At 74.0% G+C, this 26022-nt stretch carries 27 protein-coding genes; 15 read left to right on the top strand and 12 right to left on the bottom strand.

The window, feature by feature from the left end; genetic code table 11:
* The first annotated feature begins 29 nt into the window (after positions 1-29).
* From ACU4ZT_RS06645 to ACU4ZT_RS06635, 3 genes are all read left to right on the top strand, one after another.
* Entirely contained in the window at positions 30-830 is an 801-nt protein-coding gene (locus ACU4ZT_RS06645; protein ID WP_270979432.1) for an ABC transporter permease, read from the top strand.
* Positions 830-1627: an ABC transporter ATP-binding protein gene (locus ACU4ZT_RS06640; protein ID WP_063071244.1), complete on the top strand. Its 798-nt coding sequence runs from the start codon at positions 830-832 to the stop codon at positions 1625-1627. Before ACU4ZT_RS06645 ends, ACU4ZT_RS06640 begins: the two co-directional genes overlap by 1 nt.
* 76 nt (positions 1628-1703) lie before the next feature.
* A complete protein-coding gene (locus ACU4ZT_RS06635; RefSeq protein ID WP_063071243.1) occupies positions 1704-2015 on the top strand; it encodes a hypothetical protein in 312 nt (103 codons plus the stop codon).
* Here the strand turns inward: ACU4ZT_RS06635 and ACU4ZT_RS06630 are convergent.
* Positions 2005-2328: a helix-turn-helix domain-containing protein gene (locus ACU4ZT_RS06630; RefSeq protein WP_063071242.1), complete on the bottom strand. Its 324-nt coding sequence runs from the start codon at positions 2326-2328 to the stop codon at positions 2005-2007. The two genes, ACU4ZT_RS06635 and ACU4ZT_RS06630, sit on opposite strands and share 11 nt — an antisense overlap.
* A gap of 151 nt (positions 2329-2479) precedes the next feature.
* On the opposite strand from ACU4ZT_RS06630, the gene ACU4ZT_RS06625 reads away from it, so the two are divergent.
* On the top strand, positions 2480-3229 hold the full coding sequence (locus tag ACU4ZT_RS06625; protein WP_063071241.1) for a hypothetical protein: 750 nt from the start codon (positions 2480-2482) through the stop codon (positions 3227-3229).
* A 38-nt stretch (positions 3230-3267) separates the two neighbouring features.
* Here ACU4ZT_RS06625 and ACU4ZT_RS06620 read toward each other — a convergent pair whose 3' ends face one another.
* The 5 genes from ACU4ZT_RS06620 to ACU4ZT_RS06600 form a co-directional block, all read right to left on the bottom strand.
* Complete coding sequence (locus ACU4ZT_RS06620; RefSeq protein ID WP_063071240.1) at positions 3268-4551, bottom strand: hypothetical protein; 1284 nt, start codon at positions 4549-4551, stop codon at positions 3268-3270.
* A 97-nt stretch (positions 4552-4648) separates the two neighbouring features.
* Positions 4649-5524 (bottom strand): glycosyltransferase family 2 protein, encoded by an 876-nt coding sequence (locus ACU4ZT_RS06615; protein ID WP_063071239.1) that lies wholly within the window; start codon positions 5522-5524, stop codon positions 4649-4651.
* A complete protein-coding gene (locus ACU4ZT_RS06610; RefSeq protein ID WP_063071238.1) occupies positions 5521-6342 on the bottom strand; it encodes a CDP-alcohol phosphatidyltransferase family protein in 822 nt (273 codons plus the stop codon). Before ACU4ZT_RS06610 ends, ACU4ZT_RS06615 begins: the two co-directional genes overlap by 4 nt.
* Positions 6339-7412 carry a glycosyltransferase family 2 protein gene (locus ACU4ZT_RS06605; protein WP_063071237.1) on the bottom strand — a complete coding sequence of 358 codons (1074 nt, stop codon included), beginning with the start codon at positions 7410-7412 and terminating at the stop codon, positions 6339-6341. The genes ACU4ZT_RS06610 and ACU4ZT_RS06605 overlap by 4 nt, the downstream gene beginning before the upstream one ends.
* Positions 7413-7554: 142 nt before the next feature.
* Positions 7555-9126: a S1C family serine protease gene (locus ACU4ZT_RS06600; RefSeq protein WP_445338437.1), complete on the bottom strand. Its 1572-nt coding sequence runs from the start codon at positions 9124-9126 to the stop codon at positions 7555-7557.
* A 201-nt stretch (positions 9127-9327) separates the two neighbouring features.
* Between ACU4ZT_RS06600 and ACU4ZT_RS06595 the strand changes: the two genes are divergently transcribed.
* The 9 genes from ACU4ZT_RS06595 to ACU4ZT_RS06555 all read left to right on the top strand — a co-directional run bounded on the left by ACU4ZT_RS06595 (position 9328) and on the right by ACU4ZT_RS06555 (position 17210).
* Entirely contained in the window at positions 9328-10533 is a 1206-nt protein-coding gene (locus ACU4ZT_RS06595; RefSeq protein ID WP_445338435.1) for an aminotransferase class I/II-fold pyridoxal phosphate-dependent enzyme, read from the top strand.
* 129 nt (positions 10534-10662) lie between these two features.
* The gene (locus ACU4ZT_RS06590; RefSeq protein ID WP_063071234.1) at positions 10663-11598 is read left to right on the top strand and encodes an ABC transporter ATP-binding protein; all 936 of its coding nucleotides are present in this window, start codon (positions 10663-10665) and stop codon (positions 11596-11598) included.
* Positions 11595-12434, top strand: coding sequence for an ABC transporter permease subunit (locus ACU4ZT_RS06585; RefSeq protein ID WP_063071233.1), 840 nt, complete (start codon positions 11595-11597; stop codon positions 12432-12434). Before ACU4ZT_RS06590 ends, ACU4ZT_RS06585 begins: the two co-directional genes overlap by 4 nt.
* A gap of 95 nt (positions 12435-12529) precedes the next feature.
* On the top strand, positions 12530-13756 hold the full coding sequence (locus ACU4ZT_RS06580) for a sensor histidine kinase (RefSeq protein WP_445338433.1): 1227 nt from the start codon (positions 12530-12532) through the stop codon (positions 13754-13756).
* Positions 13753-14451 (top strand): response regulator transcription factor, encoded by a 699-nt coding sequence (locus ACU4ZT_RS06575; RefSeq protein ID WP_063071231.1) that lies wholly within the window; start codon positions 13753-13755, stop codon positions 14449-14451. The genes ACU4ZT_RS06580 and ACU4ZT_RS06575 overlap by 4 nt, the downstream gene beginning before the upstream one ends.
* Before the next feature lie 88 nt (positions 14452-14539).
* Positions 14540-14923 carry an ATP-dependent Clp protease adapter ClpS gene (gene clpS, locus ACU4ZT_RS06570; protein ID WP_414748080.1) on the top strand — a complete coding sequence of 128 codons (384 nt, stop codon included), beginning with the start codon at positions 14540-14542 and terminating at the stop codon, positions 14921-14923.
* Entirely contained in the window at positions 14920-15435 is a 516-nt protein-coding gene (locus ACU4ZT_RS06565; RefSeq protein ID WP_445338430.1) for a DUF2017 family protein, read from the top strand. The genes clpS and ACU4ZT_RS06565 overlap by 4 nt, the downstream gene beginning before the upstream one ends.
* Before the next feature lie 114 nt (positions 15436-15549).
* Entirely contained in the window at positions 15550-16563 is a 1014-nt protein-coding gene (locus tag ACU4ZT_RS06560; RefSeq protein ID WP_414748081.1) for an NAD-dependent epimerase/dehydratase family protein, read from the top strand.
* A complete protein-coding gene (locus ACU4ZT_RS06555) occupies positions 16560-17210 on the top strand; it encodes a DNA alkylation repair protein (protein WP_445338429.1) in 651 nt (216 codons plus the stop codon). The genes ACU4ZT_RS06560 and ACU4ZT_RS06555 overlap by 4 nt, the downstream gene beginning before the upstream one ends.
* A gap of 45 nt (positions 17211-17255) precedes the next feature.
* Here the strand turns inward: ACU4ZT_RS06555 and ACU4ZT_RS06550 are convergent, their stop codons facing one another.
* The 4 genes from ACU4ZT_RS06550 to ACU4ZT_RS06535 form a co-directional block, all read right to left on the bottom strand.
* A complete protein-coding gene (locus ACU4ZT_RS06550; protein ID WP_063071226.1) occupies positions 17256-18944 on the bottom strand; it encodes a glycoside hydrolase family 13 protein in 1689 nt (562 codons plus the stop codon).
* A gap of 61 nt (positions 18945-19005) precedes the next feature.
* Positions 19006-19911 (bottom strand): carbohydrate ABC transporter permease, encoded by a 906-nt coding sequence (locus tag ACU4ZT_RS06545; RefSeq protein WP_063071225.1) that lies wholly within the window; start codon positions 19909-19911, stop codon positions 19006-19008.
* A complete protein-coding gene (locus tag ACU4ZT_RS06540; RefSeq protein WP_081234927.1) occupies positions 19911-20846 on the bottom strand; it encodes a carbohydrate ABC transporter permease in 936 nt (311 codons plus the stop codon). The genes ACU4ZT_RS06545 and ACU4ZT_RS06540 overlap by 1 nt, the downstream gene beginning before the upstream one ends.
* 29 nt (positions 20847-20875) lie before the next feature.
* Positions 20876-22159: an ABC transporter substrate-binding protein gene (locus ACU4ZT_RS06535; RefSeq protein ID WP_414748084.1), complete on the bottom strand. Its 1284-nt coding sequence runs from the start codon at positions 22157-22159 to the stop codon at positions 20876-20878.
* Positions 22160-22299: 140 nt separating this feature from the next.
* On the opposite strand from ACU4ZT_RS06535, the gene ACU4ZT_RS06530 reads away from it, so the two are divergent.
* Positions 22300-23559, top strand: coding sequence for an ROK family transcriptional regulator (locus ACU4ZT_RS06530; protein WP_414748085.1), 1260 nt, complete (start codon positions 22300-22302; stop codon positions 23557-23559).
* A gap of 31 nt (positions 23560-23590) precedes the next feature.
* The gene (gene ypfJ, locus ACU4ZT_RS06525; protein ID WP_414748086.1) at positions 23591-24502 is read left to right on the top strand and encodes a KPN_02809 family neutral zinc metallopeptidase; all 912 of its coding nucleotides are present in this window, start codon (positions 23591-23593) and stop codon (positions 24500-24502) included.
* Positions 24503-24512: 10 nt separating this feature from the next.
* Here ypfJ and ACU4ZT_RS06520 read toward each other — a convergent pair whose 3' ends face one another.
* Both ACU4ZT_RS06520 and ACU4ZT_RS06515 read right to left on the bottom strand, forming a co-directional pair.
* The gene (locus ACU4ZT_RS06520) at positions 24513-24782 is read right to left on the bottom strand and encodes a CDGSH iron-sulfur domain-containing protein (protein WP_063071222.1); all 270 of its coding nucleotides are present in this window, start codon (positions 24780-24782) and stop codon (positions 24513-24515) included.
* Entirely contained in the window at positions 24779-25942 is a 1164-nt protein-coding gene (locus ACU4ZT_RS06515) for an iron-containing redox enzyme family protein (protein WP_414748087.1), read from the bottom strand. The genes ACU4ZT_RS06520 and ACU4ZT_RS06515 overlap by 4 nt, the downstream gene beginning before the upstream one ends.
* Positions 25943-26022: the final 80 nt, after the last annotated feature.

Below are 26022 nucleotides of genomic sequence, written 5' to 3'. Positions count from 1 at the left end.
TCGGGGATGCTGACGCAGAGGACCCCGCCGTGCACGATGCCGCCATGCCCGGCCGCGCGTCCCGCACCCCCGCCGCCCGCTACCGCCGCTCGCTCTGGCTCCTGACGACGCGCGACCTGAAGGTCCGCTACTCCACCAGCGCGCTCGGCTGGTTCTGGTCGATCCTCGACCCGCTCGTGATGTCGGGCATCTACTGGTTCGTCTTCACCGTCGTCTTCACCCGGGACGTGGGCGAGGAGCCGTACATCGTCTTCCTCCTCGCGGCCCTCCTGCCGTGGATGTGGTTCACCGGGGCCACGAGCGACTTCACCCGGGCGTTCAGCTCGCAGGCCAAGCTCGTGCGATCGACCCGGATCCCGCGCACCATCTGGGTCCTGCGGCTCGTGCTCGCGAAGGGCTTCGAGCTCATCGCGAGCCTGCCCGTGCTGGCCGTCTTCGCGATCGTGGCCGGTGCGGGGCTGTCGGTCGAGGTCCTCCTGTTCCCGCTCGCCGTGGTGATCCAGGCGGCGCTGCTCCTCGGCATCGGCCTCGTCATCTCGCCGCTCGTCGTCTTCTTCCGCGACCTCGAGCGCGCCGTCAAGCTCGTCCTGCGCTTCCTCTTCTACGCCTCCCCCGTGGTCTACTCGTCGCGCGACCTGCCCGCCGAGCTGCACCCGTGGGCCGCGCTCAACCCGCTCACCGGCATCTTCGGCCTCTACCGCTCGGCGTTCTTCCCCGCGGAGCTCGACTGGTACGCCGTGGGCGTGAGCGCGCTCATCGCGGGCGTCCTGCTCGCCGTGGGCGCGCTCGTCTTCCGCCGCTCCCTGCCTGCCGTGCTGAAGGAGATCTGATGGACGCCGCACCCGCCGCCGCCTCCGCGGACGCCTCCGCCCCGGTCATCGCCGTCCGAGACGCGGGCATCCGCTTCCGCCGGAACCGCAAGGCCCGCCGCAGCTTCAAGGACCTGTTCGCCGGGTCCGCCCGTCGCGCCCGCCCCGGCGAGTTCTGGGCGCTGCGCCACGTGAGCTTCGAGGTGCGCGCGGGCGAGGCGATCGGCGTCGTCGGCCGCAACGGGCAGGGCAAGTCCACGCTCCTCAAGCTGGTGGCCGAGGTGCTGATCCCGGACGAGGGCGCCGTCGGCGTCCACGCAGGCGTCGCCCCGCTCATCGAGATCACGGGCGGCTTCGTCAACGACCTGACGGTGCGCGACAACATCTACCTCACGGCCGGCCTGCACGGGATGTCGAAGGCGGAGATCGACGCGCAGTTCGACGAGATCATCGCGTTCGCCGAGATCCCCGACTTCGTGGACACCCCGTACAAGCACCTGTCGAGCGGGATGAAGGTGCGCATCGCGTTCGCGGTCATCTCCCGCCTCGACGAGCCGGTCCTGCTCGTCGACGAGGTGCTGGCGGTGGGCGACAAGGCGTTCCGCGAGAAGTGCTACCACCGCATCGAGCAGATGCTGGCGGAGGGGCGCACCCTCTTCTTCGTCTCGCACAACGAGCGCGACCTGCGCCGCTTCTGCACGCGGGGCCTCTACCTGGACAGGGGCGCGCTGGTCCTCGACGGCCCCATCGACCGGGTGGTGGACGCCTACAACGCCGACCTCGAGCCGCCCGCGGCACCGGCCGCGGCGGCCAGCTAGGCGCCCCTCCTCCCCAGCCCCGCCCCTCCACAGGCCCGCGACCTCGCACGTCGCACGTCGCCCCTACCGTGCACGCATGCTGCGACCCGTCCCGCCCCTGCCCGTCCGCCCGGATCCCGAGCCCGCGTACCGCGTGCCCTGGCACTTCGACCGCACGCTCGAACGCCCCCGCTTCGCGCTCGTCAACGTCGGCGAGGAGGTGCTGCACGCCATCTCGCTGCACCTGCTCGGCTCCGGCACGATGCTCTCGCGAGCGCCCGTCACGGTGCGGCCGGGCGAGCGGCTGTCCACGACCATCCGCGGGGACGACCTCGCGCTCGACACCGTCCTCGTGGTGCGGTGGTTCCGTCCGGACGGGGGCGAGTACCTGTGGCGCGTCAGCTTCTGACGGGCGTGGTGCCGCGCCGGTCGCGCTCGCGTTCGAGCCGGATGAGCTCGGCGGGCGAGTCGCCGTCGTCCTGCGGGAGCATGTCGGCGGTGAGGCCCGTCACGAGGAGGCCCGCGTCCACGTCGAGGCCGCTCGCGATCTTGATGATGTTCCGCAGGGAGGGGTTCCGCTGCCCGCGCTCGATCTTGCCGAGGGCGGTCCAGTGGATGCCGGAGAGCTCGGCGAGCGTCTCCTGGCTGATGCCGATGCGCTGGCGCTGCTCGCGCACGCGGGCGCCGAACGCGGCGGCGGCCTCGGAGACGGTGGTGACCATGGCACATGCTTATCCGCCACATGAAGGAATAGCCAGAGCGCGAACGCCCCATGCTTCTACGGCCTACCCTCTCGAGCACCCCCGGACATCGCGCGGGCGGCACGGACCCGGAGGGCACGAAGGATCAGCTGCCGCCGCGTAGGCTCTCCCCATGAACGACGCACCCGACCTCGATCCCGCCGTGGCCACGGGCATCGATCGTCTCCTGTCCGTGCAGCGCCCCGTCGTGCTCGCCCACATCCGGTCCATCCGCGCGCGTCACCCGGAGGCCTCCCCCGACCGCATCATCGCGATCCTGGAGAAGCGCTTCCTCACCGCGGTCACCGCGGGCGGTGCCGCCGTGGGCGCCAGCGCCGTCATCCCCGGGATCGGCACCGGCGTCTCCCTCGCCCTGACCGGCGTCGAGACCGCGGGCTTCCTCGAGGCGAGCGCGCTCTTCGCGCAGTCCATCACCGAGGTCCACGGCATCACCGTCGAGGATCCGGTGCGGGCCCGGGCCCTCGTCATGACCATGATGCTCGGCGCACCGGGCGCCCAGGTCATCCAGCAGTTCACGGGCCAGTTCTCGGGGCAGCCGACGGACCGGAACGCGAATTGGGGCCGGGCGATCACCTCCGGCCTGCCGTCGTTCGCCATGGGGCCCATCGCCGACCGCATCAAGCGCGCCTTCATCCGCCGATTCGTCGTGAACCAGGGCGCCAGCGCGCTCGGCCGCGCGGTGCCCTTCGGCATCGGCGCCGTCATCGGCGGCACCGGCAACCGGATGCTCGGCGGCAAGATCGTCGCGAGCTCCCGCCAGGCGTTCGGCCCGGCGCCCGCGACGTTCCCGGCCGACCTCGCCGTGCCGGAGAAGAAGCCCCGCGTGATCCGCATCGCGGAGAAGAAGGCCGCCAAGCGCTAGCGGCTGGACGGCTCTCGAGCACGCGGCCCTCCCCGCGATCAGGACTCCTCGTCCTCGTCGTCCACCTCTGCGTCCCCGCCGTCGGTCGCCTCGTCGCGCGCATGCAGGGCGGCGTGCCGGTCCCACTCCGACAGGAGGAGCTCGATCGCCGCGTGGAAGCGGGCCGTGGCGGCACCCGGGGACGCATCGCCGAAGTAGTGGCGCACCCACGCCGCGAGCCGGCGGTCGGCCGCGGCGTCGTGCTGCAGCTCGTCGAGGCGCGCGACGATGCTGCGGGCGTCGTCGGCGGTCAGCCACTCGCAGTCGGAGAGGTAGCCGTCGGTGTCGATCTGCGCCTCCGGCTGCACGGGTCGCGTCACCATGAGCGGCTTCCCCGCCGCCAGCCGGTCGTAGACCATGGCCGAGATGTCGACGATGGCCATGTCGGCCGCGGACAGCTGCCAGCCGAGCTCCCGGGACCGGTCGACGACGTGCTGCGCCGACGGGTCCTGCGCGTTCGCCCGCTCGAGCACGGCCGCGATCTCGCGATCCGCACGGGCGTACTCGGGGTCGACGACGCCCGAGCGCGGATGCGGCCGGTACAGGACCCGGTGCCGGCCCGTGGCGACCAGGTCGCGCACGAGCGGGACGCCGTGCGTGGCGATGGACCCGTACGCGGCCGCGGCGCGGTCCCCCTCCCAGGTGGGGGCGTAGAGGACCACGGTCCGGTCGTCCGGCGTGAACGGCAGCTCGCCCGCGTAGTGGTCGGCCTGCGGGCGGCCGATGGGGATCGCGCGCCGGTCGAGGTCGTAGTCCCAGAGGACCTTGCCGAGCCGCGCGCGGGCGGCGTCCCCCGCGATGAGGCTGTAGTCGTAGGCCTTGAACTGGTTCGTGGTCATGTACATCTTGTCGGACTCGCCGTGGTTGACGAAGACGTGCCAGCGGCGCCCGTACCGCATCATCTGGAAGTTGCGGGTGTTCTGGTTGACGTAGAGGACGATGCGGATGTCCTGCTCCGCGATCACCCGCTCGAGGTCGGCCACCCGGCGCACGTACTCGACCGGCAGCGGGCTCTCGTCGAGGAGCGCGTCCGCCCCGCTCGGGTGGCGGCTGAGGATCACGACGGGGTGCGTCCGGGCGAGCTCCGCCAGCGGCCGGTACCACTGCCGGATCTGGTACATGTTCACGGCCGAGTCGGCGAAGTACACGGCGATGCGGTACTCGCCCTGCGGCGACGGCGGCCGGAGCGCCAGCTTGCGCTGCAGGGATCCGCGAGCCCGACGCTGCTGGACGAGCGAGAGGATGGCGCGCACGCCGAGGCGCGCGTCGTTCAGGAGACCCATGCATCCACCGTAGCCAGCGCTCCGGACGGCCCCGGCCCCGCCCCGGTCGGGGGCGCGGAACGGTAGGAGATCGTGACCGCGGGATGCCGGGTCACGATCAGATGACGGGCGGCCTGCCCGCGCGCGTCATGCGGACGACGGTCCGCCAGGACAGGGGCCGGCGTCGGCCCGGGGAGGTGGTCCAGCCCTCGCGCCAGCCGCGCAGCCACGTGCTCAGACCGTCGCCGCCGCGGGCGCTGCGGATCAGCTGCACGGCCGTCCACGTCCCGACGTAGACGGGGACGAGGGGCAGCGGCAGGTTGCGGCGGGCGAGCCAGACGCGGTTGCGGGCGTTCAGGCGGTGGTACTCCGCGTGCCGGGTGGGCGCGACGGCCGGATGGTGGGCCACGAGGTCGCCGGCGTACCAGGCGCGCAGCCCCTGGTCCCAGATCCGCCAGGCCAGCTCGATCCCCTCGTGGGCGTAGAAGAACTCCCCCGCCCAGCCGTCGGCCGCCTCGAACGCGTCGCGGCGCACGACGACCGCGCCCTCGAGCACGGAGAAGACGGCGCTCGAGTCGGCCGGGTCGCCCTTGCGGATCCGTGGGATCCACCGGCGGGGCGTGGCGGCTCCCGTCGGGTCGACGATGCGCGGCTGGACGAGCGCGACGTCGCCCCGCTCCCCCATCAGCGCGAGTGCGTCCCGGACGAACGACGCGCTCGGGACGGTCTCGTCGTCGTCGAGGAAGAACAGCGCGTCGCCGACCACGAGCGGCACCCCGGCGTTGCGGCCGGCCGGGATCCCGAGGTTCTCGGGGAGGTGCAGACCGCGGACCCCGGCCGGCAGGCCCGTCGGGTCCCAGCCGTTGCCGACCACGACGACGTCGAGCGCGACGCCCTCCTGCCGCAGGACGGACGCGAGGGCCGCGGCGAGGCCGTCCGGACGCCGCCCCTGGCTGAGCACGACGACGCCGACGCGCGGCAGGGAGCCGGTCACGCGGAGGTCAGACGGCGCGAGGTGACGATCATGACGAAGTGGCCCACGAGCGCGAGCACGGCGAGCGGCACCAGCGCGACGAGGAAGACGCGGTCGGTCTCCGGCTGGCCGAGCAGGAGGCCCGCGAGCGCGACGACGAAGGTCACGATCGTGAGCTCCACCGAGTGGAACATCCGGTGGAAGGGCAGGAAGCGCACGATGCGGCGCGCGGTGGCGATGAGCGACCGCTGCGAGGCCACGGTCCCCGCGCCCGCGGGCGCCTTGGGCAGGTCGGCCGACGCGCGGGCCACGCGCACCATGTCGTTCAGGGCCTTGTTCAGCACGATGACCAGCGCCAGGGCGAAGGCCAGCGTCGTCCACGGGAGGTCGTCCGGCGCCTCGAACGGGTAGGCGGCCGCGCGGATCCCCAGCGCGAGCGCGATGAGGGTCTCCGTCGAGTAGTGCCCCACTGCGTCGAGGAAGTGGCCGACCGGCGACGAGGTCCGACGCCAGCGCGCGACCTCGCCGTCGCAGCAGTCCACGAGCATCTGCAGCTGGCCGAGCACCAGGGCGAGCGCCGCGCCGGCGATGCCCGGGATGAGGAGCGCGGCCGCGGCGGCCCAGCCGGTGAGGATCATCACGACCGTGACGCCGTTGGCGCTGATGCGCGTGCGGAGCAGCAGCCACGTGAGGTACGGCGAGAGGTCGCGGAGGTAGAGGTGCGCCGTCCAGTGCTCGGCGTTGGCGCGCAGCCGGACCTCGGGCGGCTGCGTGACGCGGCGCAGCTCGGCGATGGATCCGGGCAGGCCGCGAGCGGCGGGGTCGGTCGCGGAGGTCATCGTCCCGTGTGCCCGTCGAGGTCGTCGGTGAGGTGCAGGAATCCCAGCACGAAGCCGGTGCCCCAGCTGAAGTGGATGCACGGCAGCACCGCCGCGAACCGCAGCATCGTGGCCGCCCCGTCGCGCGCCGCGACGCCGACCGTGCTCACGAGGACGAACCCCGCGTAGAGGCCGGGGACGGCGAACGCGCCGACCAGGCGGCGGAGGCCCGGTAGCCCGACGGCGGGTCCGATCGCGCCGGCGGCGCCGAGGAGCAGCCCCGTCGCCACGCCCGCCACCGCCACGGGGGGCACGAAGTAGCGGACGCCGTTCTGTCGCGGGTACCGGCGCGCCAGCTCGCCGCGCCAGAGCCCCGTCGCGAAGAACTGCCGGACCAGCGACGGGAACGTGGAGCGGGGGCGGTAGGTGACCTTCATCCGCGGGGTGAACCACACGAGCCCGCCGCTCCGGCGGAGCCGTCGGTTGAGCTCCCAGTCCTGGCCGCGACGGACCCCCTCGTCGAAGAGCCCCACCTCGAGGAGCCGGTCACGCCGGAACGACCCGAGGTACGCGGTCTCCGCCGGCCCCTCCTCGCCGCCCACGTGATGCGCGGTGCCGCCGAGGCCGACGCGGGCGCCGTACGCGCGGGCGACGGCCTTCTCGAACGGCGTCCGACCCTCGGCCGACATGAGGCCGCCGACGTTGTCGGCGCCCGTCGCCTGCAGCGTCTCGACGGCGATGCGCGTGTAGTCGCGCGGGAGGAGGGAGTGCGCGTCGACGCGGATCACCACGGGGTTCCGGGTGGCGCGGATCGCGGCGTTGAGGCCGCCGGGGGTGGAGCCGCTGGGGTTGTCCACGCTCGTGATGCGCGGATCCGCCCGGGCCATCTCGCGCACGACCTCCGTCGTGCCGTCGGTGCTCGGGCCCAGCGCGAGGACGACCTCGAAGTCGCCGCCGTAGTCCTGGCGCATCATGCTCTCGACCGCCGCGCGCACGTGCGCCGCCTCGTTCAGGATCGGCATGACGTACGAGACGGCGGGCAGTCCGCCGGGGATGCCGGCGACGGGGTCGCGTCGCGGGTGGTTCGCCATCTGAGCCGATCTCGTGGAGGAGGTGCGGCCGGGGCCTGCCTGGCCGAGCCTCGCAGGAGTTTACCAGCCTGCCGGATAACCCGACCCCGGCGTGCGAGAGGGGCGGGCCGGCTCTCGCCGACCCGCCCCTCCGTCGTGACCGCTACTGCTGCAGCGTGCCGAGCTTCACGTCGACCTGCTGCTTCTGCCCGCCGCGGATGACCGTCAGCTTCACGTCGCTGCCGCCGGGCATCGCGCGGACCTGCGCCGTGAGGTCGCTGGCCTTGCTGATGGGCCGGCCCTCGAAGGCCGTGACGATGTCGCCCGAGCGCAGGCCGGCGTCCGCCGCCGCCCCGCCGCTCTGCGGCTCCGCGATGAACGCGCCGCCCACCGGCGTGGACGAGTCGCCCTTGGCGACGTCGCGGACGCTGGCGCCGAGCAGTCCGTGCGAGGCGGAGCCGCCCTGCATGATCTCCTGGCCCACGCGCTTGGCGAGGTTGGACGGGATCGCGAAGCCGACGCCGATGTTCCCGGAGGTGCCGCTCGTCCCGCTCGCGTTCGCGATGGCCACGTTGACGCCGATGAGCTTGCCGTCGCCGTCCAGCAGAGCCCCGCCGGAGTTGCCGGGGTTGATGGCCGCGTCGGTCTGGATCACCGCGAGGCTGATGTTCGCCGCGGGCTGCCCCTGGCCCCCGGAGCCGCCCTGGCCGGAGCCCCCCTGGCCGGAGCCGCCCTTGCCCTCGTTGCCGAACGGCCAGAAGTTGAACGGGGTCTCGTCGCTCTGGCTGCCGTCGCCCGGCGTCTGCGGGGCCGCCGAGGAGGCGACCTGGATGCTGCGGTCCAGGGCGCTCACGATGCCGTCGGTGACCGTGCCGGAGAGGCCGAGGGGCGAGCCGATCGCGATCGCCGTGTCGCCGACGTTGAGCTTCGACGAGTCGGCGAACTCGATGGGCGTCAGCCCGCTCGCGCTGTCGAGCTTGATGACGGCGAGGTCGACCACCGGGTCGGTGCCGATGAGCTTGGCCGTGTAGAGCGCGCCGTCCGCGGTCTTGACCTGGATGGATCCGTCGCCGATCTCACCGTCGAGGGTGACCACGTGCGTGTTGGTGAGGACGTAGCCGTCGGCGGAGAGGATCACGCCCGATCCGGTGCCGGCACCCGTGGCGCCCGCGACGGAGATGGTGACGACCGATCCCGAGGCCTTGGCCGCCACGGCGGTGATCGGCGTGGCGTCCTCGGGGTCGTTGACCGTGATGTTGGCCGGTGACTGGCTCACCGCGTCGGAGGCGTCGTCGTCGTGCGCCACGGCCCAGGTCGTGAGGCCGCCCGCGGCTCCGCCGATGAGGGCGCCCACGGCGAGCATCGCGACCAGCGGGAGGGCCTTGCTCGCCTTGCGCCGCGGCGGCGCGGCGGCCGCGCCCGTGTCGGATGCGGAGGGGTCCTGCGGGGACCCGGCCGGCGGGACGGCGGCAGCCGTGCCGTAGGCGAGCGTGTCGCGCTGGTCCGCCGACGGGGTGACGGGTGCCGTGGGAGCGGGATGGGCGGCCGCCGCGGGACCGTCGGGGGCGGGCCAGGAGGGATCGCCCTCGCGCGCCGGACCGGAGGATGCCGTGCCCGCCCCGTCGCCGTCGCCTCCCTGACCGGAGGATGCCGGGCCCGCCGGGGAGCCGTCGGGACCCGTGGCGCGTGCGCGCGCGGCCTCGTCGTCGCCGGCTCCGTGGGGACTGTCAGTCATCAGTGGTGCTCCTCTCAGGTGGTGCCAGCATCACGGTGGAGTCTGGGCGTTGTCTATGGCCGTGCTGACAGGCGTCGCCGCATGCGGCGCCCGCACCGGGCGGGCGTCGGATGGCGACGTGCTCCCGGCTCCCCCGCCGTGATGTCCCGAGCGTACGCGGCGGTCGGCCGCGCGTGCGGCGCCCCCGCCATGATGGGGGCCATGACGATCTCCGGCGCGTGGACGCGCGCAGCCCGCGGGGCCATGCTCCTGGCCGACGACGGGACGCCCGGCACGACCGTGTTCGCCGAGATGAGCGCGCTCGCGGCGGCGACCGGGGCGATCAACCTCGGGCAGGGCTTCCCCGACGAGGACGGCCCCGCCGAGGTGCTCGAGGCGGCCCACGAGGCCATCGCCGCCGGGGCGAACCAGTACCCGCCGGGACGCGGGACACCCGAGCTCCGGGTCGCGATCGCCGCCCACCGGGCGCGGTTCCACGGCATCGACGTCGACCCGGCCACGGAGGTGCTCGTCACGGCCGGCGCGACGGAGGCGATCGCGGCGACGCTCCTCGCGCTCGTGGAGGAGGGCGACGAGGTCGTGACGCTCGAGCCGTTCTACGACGCGTACGGGGCGCTCATCTCCCTCGCGCGGGGCGTGCACCGCACCGTGCCCCTCCGCGGGCCCCGCTTCCAGCCCGACCTCGACGACCTGCGTCGCGCGGTCACGGACCGCACGCGCGTGATCCTCCTCAACGACCCGCACAACCCCACCGGGACGGTGCTCCGGCGGGAGGTGCGGGAGCTCGTGGTCGAGCTCGCCATCGCCCACGACGCGGTGATCGTGACCGACGAGGTGTACGAGCACTTGGTGTACGACGGATCGCACGAGCCCGTGTCCGCCCTGCCGGGCGCCCGGGAGCGGACCGTCAGCATCTCCTCCGGCGGCAAGACGTTCCGCACGACGGGCTGGAAGGTCGGCTGGCTGACCGCGCCCGCGCCGCTCGTGTCGGCGATCCTCGCGGTGAAGCAGTTCCTCACCTTCGTCAACGGCGCGCCGTTCCAGCCGGCCATCGCCGTCGGCCTGGCCCTGCCGGACGAGGTCTTCGCGGGGATCGCCGACGACCTGCGGGCCAAGCGCGACATCCTCGCCGCCGGCCTCACGGCCGCGGGCTTCCGGATCACGCTGCCCGCCGCGGGCTACTTCATCGTCGCGGACGCGGCGCCGCTCGGTTTCCCGGACGCCCGCGAGCTGTGCCTGCGGCTGCCGGAGCTCGCGGGCGTGGTCGCGGTGCCGCTCTCCGCCTTCTGCCGGGAGCCGCTCGCGACCGAGCACGCGTCGCTCGTCCGGTTCGCCTTCTGCAAGCGCACCGAGGTGCTCGAGGAGGCGGTGCGGCGGCTCGCCGGGCTGGCGGACCGCGCCCGCTGACGCGGCACCCGGGTACCACGGGGGCCGGAGCGCGGGGGCCGGAGGGGGGACGCGCCGCCGGAGGGGCCGGCCCTAACGTGGGATCCGCGGGCGCTGGGCCCGCGACCCCATCCTGAGGAGGCAGCGCGCATGATCGTCGCTGAGAACCTGACCAAGCGCTACGGCGCGAAGACCGCCGTGGACGGCGTGAGCTTCACCGTCCAGCCGGGCATGGTGACCGGATTCCTCGGTCCGAACGGCGCCGGCAAGTCCACCACGATGCGCATGATCGTCGGGCTCGACAGCCCCACGTCCGGCTCGGTGACGGTCAACGGCCGACGCTACCGGGACCTCCAGGCCCCGCTCCACGAGGTCGGCGCGCTCCTCGACGCGAAGGCCGTGCACACCGGCCGCAGCGCCTACAACCACCTGCTCGCCATGGCCGCCACCCACGGCATCCCGCGCGCCCGCGTCGACGAGGTCATCGAGATGACGGGCCTGCAGCCCGTCGCCAAGAAGCGCGTCGGCGGCTTCTCCCTCGGCATGGGCCAGCGGCTCGGCATCGCCGTGGCGCTCCTCGGCGACCCGCGCACGCTGATCCTCGACGAGCCCGTCAACGGCCTCGACCCCGAGGGCGTGCTGTGGGTGCGCAACATCACGCGCTACCTCGCCGGCCAGGGCCGCACCGTGCTCCTCTCCTCCCACCTCATGAGCGAGATGGCGCAGACCGCTGACCACCTGATCGTGCTCGGCCGCGGGCGCGTGCTCGCGGACGCGCCCGTCGCCGCGGTCGTCGCGGGGGCCACGAGTGGACTCGTCCGCGTCCGTTCCCCGCACGCCGACCGGCTCGGCCAGGCCGTGGCCCGCCCGGACGTCGTGGTGACGAGCGTCGAGCGCGACGTCATCGAGATCACCGGCCTCGACGCCGCGCAGGTCGGAGACGCGGCGATGTCCGCGGGCGTCGTGCTGCACGAGCTCACGCCCATCACCGCGTCCCTCGAGGACGCCTACCTGTCGCTCACGCAGGGCGACGTCGAGTACCACAGCGCCGCAGTCGGCACGACCGAGCAGGAGATCGCACGATGACCGCCACCCGCACCGCCTCCGCGCCCGCACCGGTGACGTCGGGCCGTCCCACCCTCCCCCGCCTCATGCGCTCCGAGTGGATCAAGCTGCGCACGCTGCGCTCCACCGTCTGGTGCTTCGCGCTGATCCTGCTGGTCTTCGTCGGCTTCTCCGCGATGTTCGCGCCCCCCATCGCCGGGCAGATGGGCGAACAGCTCGCGCTGGGCCGAGAACCCGCCACCCCGCTGCTGCTCCGCTTCACCCTCACCTTCTCGATCTTCGGCATGCTCGTCGCGGGCGTGCTCGGTGTCCTCACGATCAGCGGCGAATACTCCACCGGCATGATCCGCTCGACGTTCAGCGCCGCACCCCGGCGCCTCGGCGCGCTCGTGGCGAAGGGGATCGTGTTCACGGTCGTCACGTTCATCGTGTCGGCCGTGGCCGTCGTCGCCGCCGTGCTCGTGGGCCAGGCGTTCTTCATCGACGTGGGCGCGAAGATCGACATCGCCACCGGGGAGGCGTTCACCGCGATGCTCGGCGCAACCCTCTTCATCGTGCTCATCGGCCTGATGGGGTTCGCCTTCGGGATGCTGCTCCGCAACGGCGCCGCGGGGATCGGCGCCCTGATGGGCCTCGTCCTCGTCCTGCCGCTGATCGCGAGCATCCTGGGCGCGGTGCTGCCGTGGGTCTCGGACCTCCTCGAGTACCTGCCCTTCAACGCCGGGATGCGGCTGTACTCCTTGCCGTCCGGTTCGCCCGACGAGCTCGAGTTCTGGCAGGCGCTGCTCGTGATGGTCGGCTGGGTCGCCGTGATCCTCGTGCCCGCGCTGATCCTCGCCCGCAAGCGGGACGCCTGATCGACGCGGACCGGAGGGCGCCGTCGGGCGCGGCGACCGTCGCCGCGCCCGACGGCGTCCGCCTGCCCACCCCGCCCGGAGCCGTCCGCGGCTGGATGGCACGTCATCCGCGGATCGTGGACGGGGCGCTCGCCCTCGTCGTGACCTGGGCGTCGATCGCCTCGGGCGTCGTCGCCGGCAGCCGCTCGGCCGTGCCGGCCGGCGGCGTGGTGGTCGTGGTGCTGGCGCTCGTCACCGGGGTCGCGCTGATGGCGCGGCGCGTCCGACCCGTGACCGTGCTCGCGATCGCCGGAGCGGCGGCGGCCGCCACGGCCTTCGTCACCGACTCGTTCGACGGGTTCCCCATCGCGGTGGCGCTGTACGCGGTGGCCGTCCACGGATCGACCCGGCGGGCGTGGCTCGGACTCGGCGGCGCGGGGCTCCTCGCGGCGATCGTGGTGCCGGCCACCGCGGGGACCGGGCCGCTCGACCCCTCGGCGGCGACGCTGCTCGTCGTGAACCTCATCCCGATGCTCATCGCGACCCTCATCGGCACCAACGTGGGCGGCCGCAAGCGCTACGTCGACGCCCTGCGCGACCTCGCGGTGCAGCTCGCCCGCGAGCGCGACCAGCAGGCGCTCCTCGCGACCGCCGCGGAGCGGACCCGGATCGCGCGGGAGATCCACGACATCGTCGCGCACGGCATCACCGTCATGGTGACCCTCGCCGACGGCGCTGGCGCGAGCGCGGTCGCCCGGCCCGAGCTCGCCCGCGAGGCCATGCGCGAGGTCGCCGAGACCGGGCGCACCTCGCTGTCCGAGATGCGGCGGATGCTCGGCGTCCTCGCCGAGGACGCCGACGCGGACGCGCCGCCCCTCCGCGCACCCCAGCCGGGGCACGGTGAGCTGGCCGCGCTCGTCGACTCGTTCCGCTCCACCGGCCTGCCCGTGCGCTTCACCACGACGGGTGCTCCGCCCGACGACCCGGGCCGCCAGCTGGCGGTCTTCCGCGTCGTGCAGGAGTCGCTGACCAACGTGCTGCGGTACGCGCCGAACGCCGACCGCGTCGACGTGCGCGTGGACCACCGACCCGACGCGATCACCGTCGAGGTCACGGACGACGACGCCACCGGACCCGTCGTGCCGCCCGTCCCCGGCAGCGGACGCGGGCTCCTCGGCGTGTCCGAGCGGATGGCCGTGTACGGCGGGACCGCGTCGGCCGGTCGCCGCGAGGGCGGCGGGTGGCGCGTCCACGCCACCCTGCCGAGCGGCCGCCACGACGTACGACCCGGGGACGGCGACAGCCGTGCCCCGCTCCCCCCGCGGATCCAGGAGGACCGATGACCGACCCCGCCCGCCCCGTCCGCGTGCTCATCGTCGACGACCAGGCGCTCGTGCGCATGGGCTTCCGGATGGTGCTCGACGCCGAGCCCGGCATCGACGTGGTGGGCGAGGCCGCCGACGGACGCGCGGCCGTCGCGCGGACCGGCGAGCTCGCGCCCGACATCGTGCTCATGGACGTGCGGATGCCCGGCATGGACGGCATCGAGGCCACCACCGAGATCGTCGCGCGCCACCCGGCGACGCGCGTCATCGTCCTCACCACGTTCGACCTCGACGAGTACGCGTTCGCGGGCCTCCGCGCCGGCGCGAGCGGGTTCCTGGTGAAGGACACGCGGCCCGAGCACCTCATGGAGGCGATCCGCGCGGTCGCCGACGGCGACGCCGCCATCTCCCCGCGCGTGACGCGCCGCATGATCGAGCTGCTCGGCCCCGCGATGCCCGCGACCGGCGGCGCGGCCGGGACGGGCGAGGGCGCGGCCGACCCGCGACTGCGCCCCCTGACCGCCCGCGAGCTGGAGGTGCTCACGGCGCTGGCCGAGGGGCTCACCAACCAGGAGATCGCAGGACGCCTGTTCCTGTCGGAGTCGACGGTGAAGACGCACGTGGGCCGGGTGCTCGCGAAGCTCGAGGTGCGGGACCGCGTGCAGGCCGTGATCCTCGCGTACGACTGCGGGCTCGTGCGGCCCGGTGCGTGACCGCAGGACGGGGGCGTCGCGACGGCCCGTCCCGGCGCGAGAGGATGGAGTCCCCGGAGATCGGCCGGGTGGGCACCCGAGGAGCGGCATGACCACGATCCACGCGGACGCGCGCGCCGCCGTCCGCCCCCTCCCCCTGGCCCGGCGCGCGGCGGATCCGCCCGCGGGCGACCCCGGCACGGGCACCGGCGCGAGCCCCGGCTCCGACACGTCCCTGCTGGAGCGCCCCGACACCCCGCCGGTCTGGAGCTGCGTGGTCTGGAACGACCCCGTGAACCTCATGACGTACGTCTCCTACGTGTTCCGCAGCTACTTCGGCTTCACGCGCGAGCGCGCCGACGAGCTCATGCTCCGGGTGCACGAGGACGGCCGGGCGGTCGTCGCCACGGGGATCCGCGAGGAGATCGAGCGCCACGTCCTCGCCATGCACGGCTACGGCCTCTGGGCGACGCTCGAGCGGGTGGACGCGTGAGGGCCTTCCGGGCTCGGCCGGACGGCACCGTCGCCGCGCGCCTCGAGCCGCACGAGGTCCAGATGCTGCGGGGGCTCCTCGGCGAGCTCCGCGGGATCCTCGACGAGGGTGCCGCGACCGGCGGCGCCACGGACGGTGCCGCCCCCTCCCCCGTGGCCGAGCGGCTGCTGCCCGACGCCTACCCGGACGACGCGGAGGCGTCCGCGGAGTTCCGGCGCTTCACGGCGTCCGACCTCTCGGAGGCGAAGGCCGCGAACGCGACCACGGTCGAGGCCACCCTCGCGGAGGCCGACGCGCGCGGGGCGGGACGGCGCGGGCTGCTCGTGGTGCTGGATCCGACGGGCGCGCAGGCCTGGCTCCGCACCCTCAACGACCTCCGGCTCGCGATCTCGGTGCCGCTGCGGATCGACGAGGCCGACGGCTGGCGCGACCGCGCGCCCCGCGAGAGCGCGAGCCTCTACGACTGGCTGACCTTCGCCCAGGGCTCGCTCATCGAGGCCGTCGACCGCTGAGCGTCGGCGGGGCACCCGCCGCGCACCGGCTCCACGCGGCGCTCCGGCGAGCATGATGGAGGGGACCCGCGGACCAGCCGGCCCGCCGGGTCCCGTCCGCAGGAGAGGAGCAGCATGCGCGTCGTCGTCATCGGAGCGACCGGGAACCTGGGGACCGGGGTGCTCCGGCGCCTGCACGCGGCGGGGGCCGAGATCGTGGGCGTCGCGCGGCGCATGCCCGACGCCTCCCTCGAGCCGTACTCCGGCGTCACCTGGCGGCTCGCCGACATCGGCGCGGCGGGTGCCGTGTCCGGGCTCGCGGCCACCATGCGCGGCGCCGACGCCGTGATCCACCTGGGCTGGGCCCTGCAGCCGAACCACCGCGAGCGCGTGATGCACCGCACCAACGTCATCGGCACCGCCCACGTGCTGGAGGCGGTCGCGCAGGCGCGCGTGCCGCAGGTGGTCGTCGCCTCCTCGGTCGGCGCGTACAGCGCGGCGCCCAAGGACCGGCCGCGCGACGAGTCGTGGCCCACCGGCGGGATCCACACCTCGCACTACTCCCGGCACAAGGCCGAGAACGAGCGCGCGATGGACGCGTTCGAGCTGGCGCACCCCGACGTCGTCGTGACGCGCATGCGCCCCGGGCTCGTGATGCACGACGAGGCGGCGGCCGAGATCGCGCGCCTCTTCCTGGGCCGCCGCATCCCCACCCGCTGGATGGGGCTCGCGACCCGCACCCCGGTGCTGCCGCTCCCCCGGGAGCTCGTGTCGCAGGTCGTGCACAACGAGGACGTGGCGGACGCGTTCTGGCGCGCCGTCGAGCGGAGCGCGCCCGGTGCCTTCAACATCGCCGCCGACCCGGTCGTCGATCCCGCGCTCGTGGGCCGCCTGCTCGACGCGCGCGTCGTGGCCGTGCCGCTGCCGGCGCTCCGCGCGCTCGTGTCGGCGAGCTGGCGGGCGCGCGTGCAGCGCACGGATCCGGGCTGGATCGACATCGCCGCCAACGTGCCCGTCATGTCGACCGCGCGCGCCCGCGAGGTCCTGGGCTGGACGCCGACGCACACGGCGGAGGAGGTGCTGACCGAGTTCGGCCGCGCCTTCGTGCACCGCACCGGCCGCGAGGGCTCGGCGCCGCTCGCCGGATGACGGAGGACGCGGACTTCGTCGCGGCGGCTCTCGAACGCGAGGGCGCCTGGTATCGCGCCGAGGCGGAGCGGGAGCGGCTGCGGTCGGACCTCGAGTTCGTGGGCGCGTCCGTCGGTGCCGTGCGCGGCACGGTGCGCGACCTCGGCCGCCGGCGTCCCGGGATGACCCGCGACCAGGCGGTCGCGCTCGCCTCGGAGCTCTGGCGGTCGCGCGTGTACGAGCGACGGCTGGCGGCGGTCGTGCTGCTGCAGGAGCACGTCGACCGGCTCGACAACGGCGACCTCACGAGGATCGAGGGCTTCGTGCGGGACGCGCGGCTGCGGGCCCTCGTGGACCCGCTCGCCCTCGACGTCATCGGCCCGCTCGTCGAGCGCCTGGCCGGGCCGGCCCGCGCCAGGGCCGATGCCGCGCTCGACCGCTGGGCGGGCGAGGCCGACGTATGGCTGCGTCGCGCCGCCCTGCTCGCGCCCACGCGCCCGCTGCGCACGGGCGGCGGCGACTGGGACGGCTTCGTCCGGCGCGCGCGGCTCGCGCAGGCCGCGCCGCGCGGCGGGCACGACGTGGTGCGCGAGGCGGTCGAGCGGGTGCGGGACGTCGTGCAGGGCACCCGCCCGGACCTCGCCGCGGATCCGGTCCCCGACGGCTGAGCGCGCGGTCCCGCATCACGCGCGTGGGAGCTCGACCGCCTCAGCTCACGCGCGCAGCCACACCGCCGTCTCGCCCGGCAGCTGGGCCGCTCCCGCGGAGTCGACGTCGTCGCCCAGCGGCCCGCTCGCGACGAGCACCTCGCCGACCGGCATGGGCACGGGCGTGGCGCGGAAGTTGACCACGACCTGCCAGCCGCCCGGCCGCACCGCGTGCAGGACCCCCTCCTCCGCTGGGAGCCACTCGAGCGTCTCCCCCGTCTGCAGCTCGGCGCGCAGGGCGAGCGCGCGACGGTACAGGTGCAGCGTGGAGGTCGGGTCGGCCTCCTGCACCTCGACCGACGATGCGCCGAACCACGCGGGCTGCGGCAGGTGCGCGCCTGCGTCGCTGAAGCCGAACGCCGGTCCCGAGCGCTCCCACGGGAGGGGCACGCGGCAGCCGTCGCGGCCGATGTCCACGCCGGGGTTCCGGAAGTACGACGGGTCCTGGCGGGCGTCGTGCGGGATGTCCGCGACCTCCTGCAGGCCGAGCTCCTCGCCCTGGTAGAGGTACGCGGATCCCGGTAGCGCCAGCATGAGGAGCGACGCCGCGCGCGCGCGCCGGAGGCCTGCCGCCACGTCGACCTCGGGCGCGCGCCCGCCCGACAGCAGCCACGCCGCGCCCTGCTTCACGGGATCCCCGTCGCGCGGGGGCAGCCCGTAGCGGGTCGCGTGCCGCACGACGTCGTGGTTGGAGAACACCCACGTGCTCGACGAGCCGGACTCCTCGGACTGGCGGAGGTTCGCCGTGATGATGCGCTGGAACTGCTCCGCGTCGAAGTCCGCCTCGAGGAGGTCGAAGTTGAACGCCTGGCCGAGACCCTCCGCGCTCGCGTAGCGGTGCCGGCGGGACGCGTCGACCCACGCCTCGGCGACACCCGTGCGCGGCGGGTCGTAGAGGTCGAACACGCGGCGCCACTCGGCGTAGATGCCGTGCACCTCGTCGCGGTCCCACAGCGGGTGGTCGCCGGCGGTCTGGTCCCACGCGTCGAGCTCCGCCTGCGAGGGCAGCTCGTCGGGCAGGTGCTTGGCCAACCCGTGCGCCACGTCGACGCGGAAGCCGTCGACCCCGCGGTCGGACCAGAAGCGCAGGGTGGCGAGGAAGTCCTCGCGCACCTCGGGGTTCGACCAGTCGAGGTCGGGCTGCTCGGTCGCGAAGTAGTGCAGGTACCACTGGCCGTCGCCGACCGGCTCCCACGCGGGTCCGCCGAACGCGCTCGTCCAGTCGGCGGGCGGCAGCTCGCCGCGCTCCCCGAGGCCGTCGCGGAAGACGTAGCGGGCTCGGGCGGCGGATCCGGGCTCGGAGGCGAGCGCCTCCGGGAACCAGGCGTGCCGGTCCGAGGTGTGGTTCGGCACGATGTCGACGATGAGCCGGATGCCCGCGTCGTGCAGCGCGCGCACCATGTCGTCGAAGTCATCGAGGGTGCCGAGGCGCGGATCCACGTCGCGGTAGTCGTCGACGTCGTAGCCGCCGTCCGCGAGCGCGGACGGGTAGAACGGGCTGAGCCACACCGCGTCGATCCCGAGCTCGCGGAGGTAGGGCACGCGGCGGGTGATGCCCGGCAGGTCGCCGATGCCGTCGCCGTCGGTGTCCTGGAAGCTGCGCGGGTAGATCTGGTAGACGGCGGCCTGGCGCCACCACTCGGCGTCGGGGGTCCGGGGCGTCCGGTCGGGGGCGTGCTCGAGCTGGTCGGTCATCGGGTGGGTGCCTCTCGGTCGAAGGTGGTCGTGCGGGTGGATGAGGAGGCCGCGGCCGGGATCACTTGATGGCGCCCTGCGTCACGCCCGCCATCACCCAGCGCTGGGTGAAGAGGTAGACGACGATCGCCGGCGCCATGGCCATGAGGTACGACGCGAACGCCACGTTGTAGTCGTTGCTGAACTGCGTCTGGAAGATGCTCTGCACCACGGGCAGCGTCTGGAGCGCCGGATCCGCCGTGATGAGCGACGGCATCGCGAAGTCGTTCCACGAGGCGAGGAAGGCGAAGATCCCGACGGTGGCGCTCATGGGCGCGAGCAGCGGGAAGACCAGCTGCCAGAACACCTGCCAGGTGGTCGCGCCGTCGAGCCGGGCGCTCTCCTCGAGCTCGGCGGGCAGCGATCGGAGGAACGCCGAGAACAGCAGGATGCTGAAGGACAGCTGGAACATGATGTGCAGGATGGCGACGCCCGCCGGGTTGTCGAGCCCCAGCAACCCGGTCAGCTTGATCTGCGGCAGGGCGACGACCGGGAACGGCAGGAACATCGCCGCGAGCAGGTAGTAGAAGGAGTACCGGAAGAGCTTCCTGTCCCAGTTCCGCGCGATGGCGTAGGAGGCGAGCGACGCGAGGATCACGGTGCCGGCCACGGTCGCCGCCGTCACCAGCACGGAGATCCCGAAGGCGCGCGGGAAGTCGGTGAGCTCCCACGCGGCCCGGAACGCGCCCACGTCGACGGGCGCGGGCAGGCTGAACGCGTTGCCGTCGACCGCCTGCGCGCTCGTCTTGAACGCCATGGAGACGGTGACGTAGAGCGGGACGAGCACCGTGAGGGTGCAGAGGACCAGCAGGATCGTGAGCGGCATGCTGCGCCGCTCCTGCCCGACGCGGCCGCCGGAGCGGCGCCTCGGCGCGTCGGGGTCGCCCGTGCGGCGCGCGGGCGGGGACACGATCGCGGGATTCGCCATCAGACGGCCGCCTTTCCGCGGGTGAGCTTGAGCTGCAGGAGGGAGATGGCGATCGCGATCACGAAGAAGAGCGTCGCGTTCGCCATCTGGTAGGCGTAGTCGCCGCCGGTGAAGCCCGTGAAGATGGTCATCGCGACGCTGCGGGTCGACGTGCCCGGCCCGCCGTTGGTGAGGCCGACGATGATGTCGTAGGCGTTGAGGAAGTTCTTGAAGCCGATGATCGTGTTGATCACGATGTAGCCGGAGACGAGCGGCAGCGTGATCGAGCGCATCTGCTGCCACCCCGTCGCGCCGTCGATCGAGCTCGCCTCGTAGACCTCGCCGGGGATCGCGAGCAGGCCCGCGATGTAGATGAGGAGCGAGCTCGGCACGGCCTGCCACGCGGTCACGACGACGATGGCGAGCCAGGCCGTGTCCGCGTCGGCGAGCACGCTCGAGGAGAGCGGGCCGATCCCGAGGGCCGTGCCCAGCGCGGGCAGCGAGTTCGAGAACAGGAAGTTGAAGACGAACGCGATGATGATGCCCGAGACGACCATGGGGATCACGAAGACGGCCCGCAGCGCGTTGCTGAAGCGGATGCGCGCGGTGAGGCCGACGGCCAGGAGGAACGCGACGACGTTCACGAGGATCACCGTGACGAGCGCGAAGCCCAGCGTGAAGCCGTAGGAGCTGAGGATCGCGGGATCCGTGGCCATCGCCGTGTAGTTGGTGATGCCGACGAAGGAGAAGTCGCCGAACCCGATCGAGTCGGTGAAGCTGTAGAAGACGCCGAGCGCCGCCGGCAGCGTGATCGCGAGCGTGAAGAGCACGAGCGTCGGGATGAGGAACAGGTAGAAGACCGGGTCGGTCCTCCTGCCGGTGCGCGCGGCACGGGGCCGTGCGCCGGATGGCGCGGCCGCGACGGGCCGGGCGCTGATGGGGGTGGTGGTCGCCACGAGGTGATCTCCTTCGATCCGTCGGCGGTTCAGGTGCGGGAGGCCAGGCGACGCCAGTCGGCGTCCATGGTCCGCAGGGTGGCGGCGGCGTCCTGGCCGGTGACGATGCCCTGCACGTAGTTCTCGGTGGGGATGGTGAGGGGCACCGACTTCGACGCCCCCTGGTAGAACGCCCCGTCGTCGTAGAAGGCCTGCATGTCGACGATGCGGGGGTCGGTGACGGGCGGCGCGCTCGTCGTCGTCCCGAAGGCCAGGAACTCCTCGTTGTAGGCGTCCTGGATCTCGGGGGTCATCAGGAACGACAGGAACTCCCGCGCGGCCTCCTTCTTGGCGGAGGACTCGGGGATCCAGAGGGCGAGGTCGAGGTTGACGCGCACGCGGCGGTCGGCGGGATCCTCCGTCATCGGCAGCGGGAACGTGCCGAGGTCGGCGTCGGGCGCGGTCTTCGCGATCTCCGCGAGCGCCCAGGGGCCCTGCATGAGCATGCCCGCCCGGCCCTCGGCCATCGCGAGGTTCCCGTCGCCGTAGCCACGGCTCGACGCGTCGCGGTTGGAGTACGCGGCGAGCTGGAGCATGCGATCGACGGGCTCCGCGAAGTCCCGCTCGAAGGAGACGCCGGCCCCCTCGCCGACCTCCGTGCCCGCCTCCCCCATCCGGGCGAAGAAGTCGGCGACGTCCAGGGATCCGCCCGTCGTGTAGTCGAAGAGCCCCTGCGCGACCGTCCACGGCTCGCGGAAGGTGCTGTACAGCGGATCCACGCCGCCCGCGCGCAGGGCGTCGGCCACGGCGAGCAGCTCCGTCCAGGTGGTCGGGACCTCGAGGCCCTGCCCGCGGAACGCCTCCCGGTCGTAGATGACGGACGCGGCGGTGATCGAGTACGGCAGCACGCTCGTCCGCCCGGGGTAGGTCGCGTACTGGTCGACCAGTTCCCGCACCGCGGGGCGGATCGTCGACGCCTCCGGCATGTCGCCGAGGTCGCTCAGGGCGCCGCGCTCCATGAACCGCGCCATCTCGAGGTTGTAGGTGAACGCGGCGACGTCCGGCGGGTTGCCGCGCACGAAGCCCGCGGCGATGCCCGACGTCGTGTCGTGGCTCACGCGGATCGACGACTGCGACTCGTTGAACCGCTCGACGAGGTCGGAGAAGTACCCGATCGCCTCGGGCTTGGTCTGATAGAAGGTGATGTCGGTGCGCCGGGGCCCTCCCGGCGAGGCGCATCCGGCGAGGACCAGGCTCGCCCCGACCGCTCCTATCCCGGCGAGGACGGAGCGTCGGGTGAGGAGCCCTGGCGTGGGCAGCGGGGGTGTGGGCACGTCGTCGTCTCCCGGTGGTCGGCCCGGCGGCGATGCCGGGACGGGTTGATTGGAGGTCTAGATTTAGACCGTAGATGAATCCGGCCGGTGGCACAATGGCCAACAGCGGACGACGGTCGACCACATGAGGCGGGCAGCACATGACGATCGCAGCGGCGACCGGCGCCTCCTCCCCCGGGGTCCTCCGGCGGATCAACGCGGGCGAGGTGCTGCGGCACGCCTGGGATGCCGACGTCGTGACCGCGAGCGACCTCATCCGCCGCACAGGACTCACGCGGTCCACCGTCATCGGGGTCTGCGACGACCTGATCGCCCGCGGCTGGTTGACCACGACCGACGACGCCCGGTCCACGGGCGCCTACCGCACGGGTCGGCCGGCGAGGCGGTACACGCTCGTCGCCGACGCGGCCCATGTCGTCGGCGTCGACGCCGGGCAGCACCACGCGACGGCCGTCGTCGCCGACCTCCGCGGCCGCGTCGTCGGTCGCGCGACGGGCGAGCTGGATCCGGACCCCGGCGGCCCCCACGCCGGGGCGACGCGACGCGCGGCCGTCGCGCGGCTCGTCGCGGCGGCCCGCGAGGAGGCCGGCGTGGCGGCTTCCGAGGTGCTCGTGATCACCGTCGGCGTCCCCGCCCCCACCGACCTCGAGGGCGCGTCGCCCGAGGGCGTCGGCGGCTTCTGGCCGGCCATGAACCCCGGCTACGCCACCCATCTGGCGCGCCCCGGCACGCACGTCATCGTCGAGAACGACGCCAACCTCGCGGCCGTCGCGGAGCGGGCGTTCGGCCAGGGGCAGGACGTCGCATCCACCGTGACCCTGCTGGCGGGCGAGCGGTTCGGCGCGGGCTTCGTGCTCGACGGGCGTCTCGTGCGGGGGCGGCGCGGGGCCGCCGGCGAGATGGGGCTGCTCGACCTCGTCGAGGGCGTGGGGTCGGCCCACGGTATCGGGCTGCTGCTCCGCGAGTGGGCGCGCGCCGGACGCGACGACGGGACGATCGACGCCCGGTCGACCCTGGCCGCTGTGCCGCTGGATCAGCTGGGCGCTCCGGAGGTGCTCGCGGCCGCGGACGACGGCGATCCGTGCGCCCTCGCGCTGGTCGACCGCCTCGCGGCCCGGCTCGCCCGCATCTGCGTGGTGCTGGAGGGCATGCTCGACGTCGACCGGATCATCATCGCGGGCGCCGTGGCCCCGGCCGCGGGTCTCCTCATCCACCGCACGATCCCGCTCCTCGCGGAGATCGCGCATGGCCCCGCACCCGAGGTCGTCGCCTCGGAGCTCGGGGACGGCGCCGTGACGCTGGGCGCGGTGACGCGGGCGCTCGACCACGTACGGGCCTGCGCGTTCGAGCTCGACCTCCCCGGGCACCGGCGCGGGGAGGCCGGGCGCGCTGGCTCCTGACGCCCCCGTCGCCCGCGGGTACGTTCGGGACATGACCTTCGACGACGACGCCCGCATCGACACGAGCAAGGTCACCCGGCGCCGCGGCGGCCGAGGCCGCACGACCGGGATCGCGGCGGGCGGCGGCGGGCTCGTGGTGGTGATCGCGGTGATCCTCGTGCAGCAGTTCACGGGCGTCGACCTGTCGCAGCTGGTCGACGGACGGGGCGGGGCCGGCGCGAGCGGCGCGTCCCAGGAGCGCGACGAGGCGATCGAGGGCTGCACGACCGGTGCGGAGGCGAACGCGAGCGTCGACTGCCGCATGGCCGGCGCGGCCGACTCGCTCGACACGTACTGGACCACCGCGGCGCCCGAGGCGGGCGTCGCCGACTACGCCTCCCCGGGCTTCTCCCTCTTCGACGCCGCGACCACGACCGGCTGTGGCGAGGCGTCGAGCGCCACCGGGCCCTTCTACTGCCCGCCGGACCAGCGGCTCTTCGTCGACACGACCTTCTTCGAGGAGCTCCGCACGCGCTTCGGCGCCTCGGGCGGACCGCTCGCGCAGATGTACGTGGTGGGGCACGAGTGGGGCCACCACATCCAGCAGCTCTCGGGCGCGTTCGACCGGGCCGACCGCCGCGGCACCGGCCCGACGTCGGACTCCGTGCGGCTCGAGGTGCAGGCCGACTGCTACGCGGGCGCGTGGGTCGGCGCCGCGTCGGAGATCCGCGACGACACGGGCACGGCGTTCCTCGAGCCCGTGAGCGACGCCGAGGTGCGGGACGCGCTCGACGCGGCGGCGGCCGTGGGCGACGACCGCATCCAGGCGGCGAGCGGCGGCGAGGTCGACCCGCACACCTGGACCCACGGATCCGCCGAGCAGCGCCAGCGCTGGTTCGAGGCGGGTCGCGCGGGCGGCCCGGCGGCCTGCGACACGTTCGCCGTGCCCGGCGCCCGGCTCTAGTCCGCTGCCGCTACCCGTCCGCGGGGGCGGGCGGATCCGTGCGGAAGCCGACCAGCCGGTGCGTGCCGTCGCAGTAGGGCTTGATCGAGGAGACGCCGCAGCGGCAGAGCGCGACCGTCGTGCGCGTGCGCGGCACGGGCCGGCCCTCGGGGTCGACGATCTCGAACTCGCCGCGCACGAGGAGCGGTCCGTCCGGGTACGCGATGATCCGGGGCGGCTCGGCGGCGGCCGGTCGCGCGGGCGCCGCGAGGTCCTCGTCGTCCGCGGGGAGCGCGGTCACGGGGCCGCCACGACGGAAGCCGTCGAGCCCTCCCGGAGCGACGACCGGCCGGCCTTCCAGCTGGCGAGCACGTGCGCGCCGACCCAGCCCTCGACCTCGAGGCAGGCCGCGGCGCCGAACAGCACGTCGTCGAGCAGCTCGGGCTCCGACTCGACCAGCCCGCCCGCGAGGTCGTGGGCCGCGATCTGCTCGTGCACCGCGTCCGCCTCGACGTGCTCGTCGTAGTACCAGGCCACGTCGTCGCCGAAGCCGAGGCGGCGGATCCCGCTGGCGTACAGGCGGCTCGGCACGCTCGAGGTCATCTCGAACGCAGCGAGGTGGCCGACGATGGCGCCGCGGAGGCGACGGTGCAGGCCGAAGAGCGACATGGCGTTCGAGGACGCGAGCGTGATCGCGGGCACGTCGTCGAGGTAGGCGCCGTACCGGTCGTCGAGGCCGACGCCGCGGAGGGTGGCGCCGAAGATCGTCGCGTGCACGCGCTCGGGGCGGCCGCCACCGTACTCGTCGGCCTGGATCTCGACCAGCGCGGCCTTGGACCGGCCGCGGAGGCGCGGGATCGCCCAGGAGTGCGGGTCGGCCTCGCCCAGCGTGTAGATCGAGCGGTGCGTGAGGAACTCGCGGAGCTGGTCCGCGGTCGCCGTGCGGGCGACGAAGCGCGACAGCGACGGCCCGGAGTCGGCCGAGGTGAGCGCGAAGAGCGCGGCGGCGACGCCCCCGGACGTGGGCTCGGGACGCTCGGGGACGGCGACGCGCTCGCGCAGGGCGGCCTCGAAGGCGGCCTCGAGGATCCCGCGCACGGCGATGAGGCGCGGGTCCCACTCGCGGTCGTCGTCGACCCCGGCGATCCCGGCGTGGTGCAGCTCGTAGAGGCAGAAGAGGGCGAGCTGGACGTCGTCGTCGCGGACGACGTCGTCCGTCGCGGCGAGCGCCTCCGCGGCGAGCGCGGCCAGGTCGGGGGCGGCAGCCATGGCGAGGGCGTCGCCGGCGGTGCCGCTGCCGGTGCGCGCGGATCCGTCGGCGCCCGCGTCCCGCGACGCCGCGGTCCCGGCCGGCGCGTCGAGGAGGTCGGCGATCAGCGCGGCGCTCAGCGGGCCGCGCGGCGCGGGGACGGGCAGGGGCAGGGTGCGGACCGCTTCGTGGGCGGTGAGGACGTCGGTCATGCACCCACCCTCCTCCGACCCGAGGACGCCCGGCCGGGCGTGTCGCCGCCGCCCCGGGCAGCGGTAAGGGAACGGGGTCG

Source organism: Clavibacter davisi (assembly GCF_052751415.1).
Note: the sequence above shows the minus strand (reverse complement) of the source record. Positions and strands in the feature narration are given on the sequence as shown.

Excerpts from the sequence above, each read along its gene's own strand:
- ACU4ZT_RS06530 (WP_414748085.1), top strand. The coding sequence starts at position 22,300 with ATGACGATCGCAGCGGCGACCGGCGCCTCCTCCCCCGGGGTCCTCCGG.
- ACU4ZT_RS06610 (WP_063071238.1), bottom strand. The coding sequence starts at position 6,342 with ATGACCTCCGCGACCGACCCCGCCGCTCGCGGCCTGCCCGGATCCATC.
- ACU4ZT_RS06625 (WP_063071241.1), top strand. The coding sequence starts at position 2,480 with ATGAACGACGCACCCGACCTCGATCCCGCCGTGGCCACGGGCATCGAT.
- clpS (WP_414748080.1), top strand. The coding sequence starts at position 14,540 with ATGACCACGATCCACGCGGACGCGCGCGCCGCCGTCCGCCCCCTCCCC.
- ACU4ZT_RS06515 (WP_414748087.1), bottom strand. The coding sequence starts at position 25,942 with ATGACCGACGTCCTCACCGCCCACGAAGCGGTCCGCACCCTGCCCCTG.
- ACU4ZT_RS06605 (WP_063071237.1), bottom strand. The coding sequence starts at position 7,412 with ATGGCGAACCACCCGCGACGCGACCCCGTCGCCGGCATCCCCGGCGGA.
- ACU4ZT_RS06600 (WP_445338437.1), bottom strand. The coding sequence starts at position 9,126 with ATGACTGACAGTCCCCACGGAGCCGGCGACGACGAGGCCGCGCGCGCA.
- ACU4ZT_RS06595 (WP_445338435.1), top strand. The coding sequence starts at position 9,328 with ATGACGATCTCCGGCGCGTGGACGCGCGCAGCCCGCGGGGCCATGCTC.
- ACU4ZT_RS06560 (WP_414748081.1), top strand. The coding sequence starts at position 15,550 with ATGCGCGTCGTCGTCATCGGAGCGACCGGGAACCTGGGGACCGGGGTG.
- ACU4ZT_RS06635 (WP_063071243.1), top strand. The coding sequence starts at position 1,704 with ATGCTGCGACCCGTCCCGCCCCTGCCCGTCCGCCCGGATCCCGAGCCC.
- ACU4ZT_RS06640 (WP_063071244.1), top strand. The coding sequence starts at position 830 with ATGGACGCCGCACCCGCCGCCGCCTCCGCGGACGCCTCCGCCCCGGTC.
- ACU4ZT_RS06630 (WP_063071242.1), bottom strand. The coding sequence starts at position 2,328 with ATGGTCACCACCGTCTCCGAGGCCGCCGCCGCGTTCGGCGCCCGCGTG.
- ACU4ZT_RS06580 (WP_445338433.1), top strand. The coding sequence starts at position 12,530 with ATGGCACGTCATCCGCGGATCGTGGACGGGGCGCTCGCCCTCGTCGTG.
- ypfJ (WP_414748086.1), top strand. The coding sequence starts at position 23,591 with ATGACCTTCGACGACGACGCCCGCATCGACACGAGCAAGGTCACCCGG.
- ACU4ZT_RS06620 (WP_063071240.1), bottom strand. The coding sequence starts at position 4,551 with ATGGGTCTCCTGAACGACGCGCGCCTCGGCGTGCGCGCCATCCTCTCG.
- ACU4ZT_RS06550 (WP_063071226.1), bottom strand. The coding sequence starts at position 18,944 with ATGACCGACCAGCTCGAGCACGCCCCCGACCGGACGCCCCGGACCCCC.
- ACU4ZT_RS06575 (WP_063071231.1), top strand. The coding sequence starts at position 13,753 with ATGACCGACCCCGCCCGCCCCGTCCGCGTGCTCATCGTCGACGACCAG.
- ACU4ZT_RS06590 (WP_063071234.1), top strand. The coding sequence starts at position 10,663 with ATGATCGTCGCTGAGAACCTGACCAAGCGCTACGGCGCGAAGACCGCC.
- ACU4ZT_RS06555 (WP_445338429.1), top strand. The coding sequence starts at position 16,560 with ATGACGGAGGACGCGGACTTCGTCGCGGCGGCTCTCGAACGCGAGGGC.
- ACU4ZT_RS06585 (WP_063071233.1), top strand. The coding sequence starts at position 11,595 with ATGACCGCCACCCGCACCGCCTCCGCGCCCGCACCGGTGACGTCGGGC.
- ACU4ZT_RS06545 (WP_063071225.1), bottom strand. The coding sequence starts at position 19,911 with ATGGCGAATCCCGCGATCGTGTCCCCGCCCGCGCGCCGCACGGGCGAC.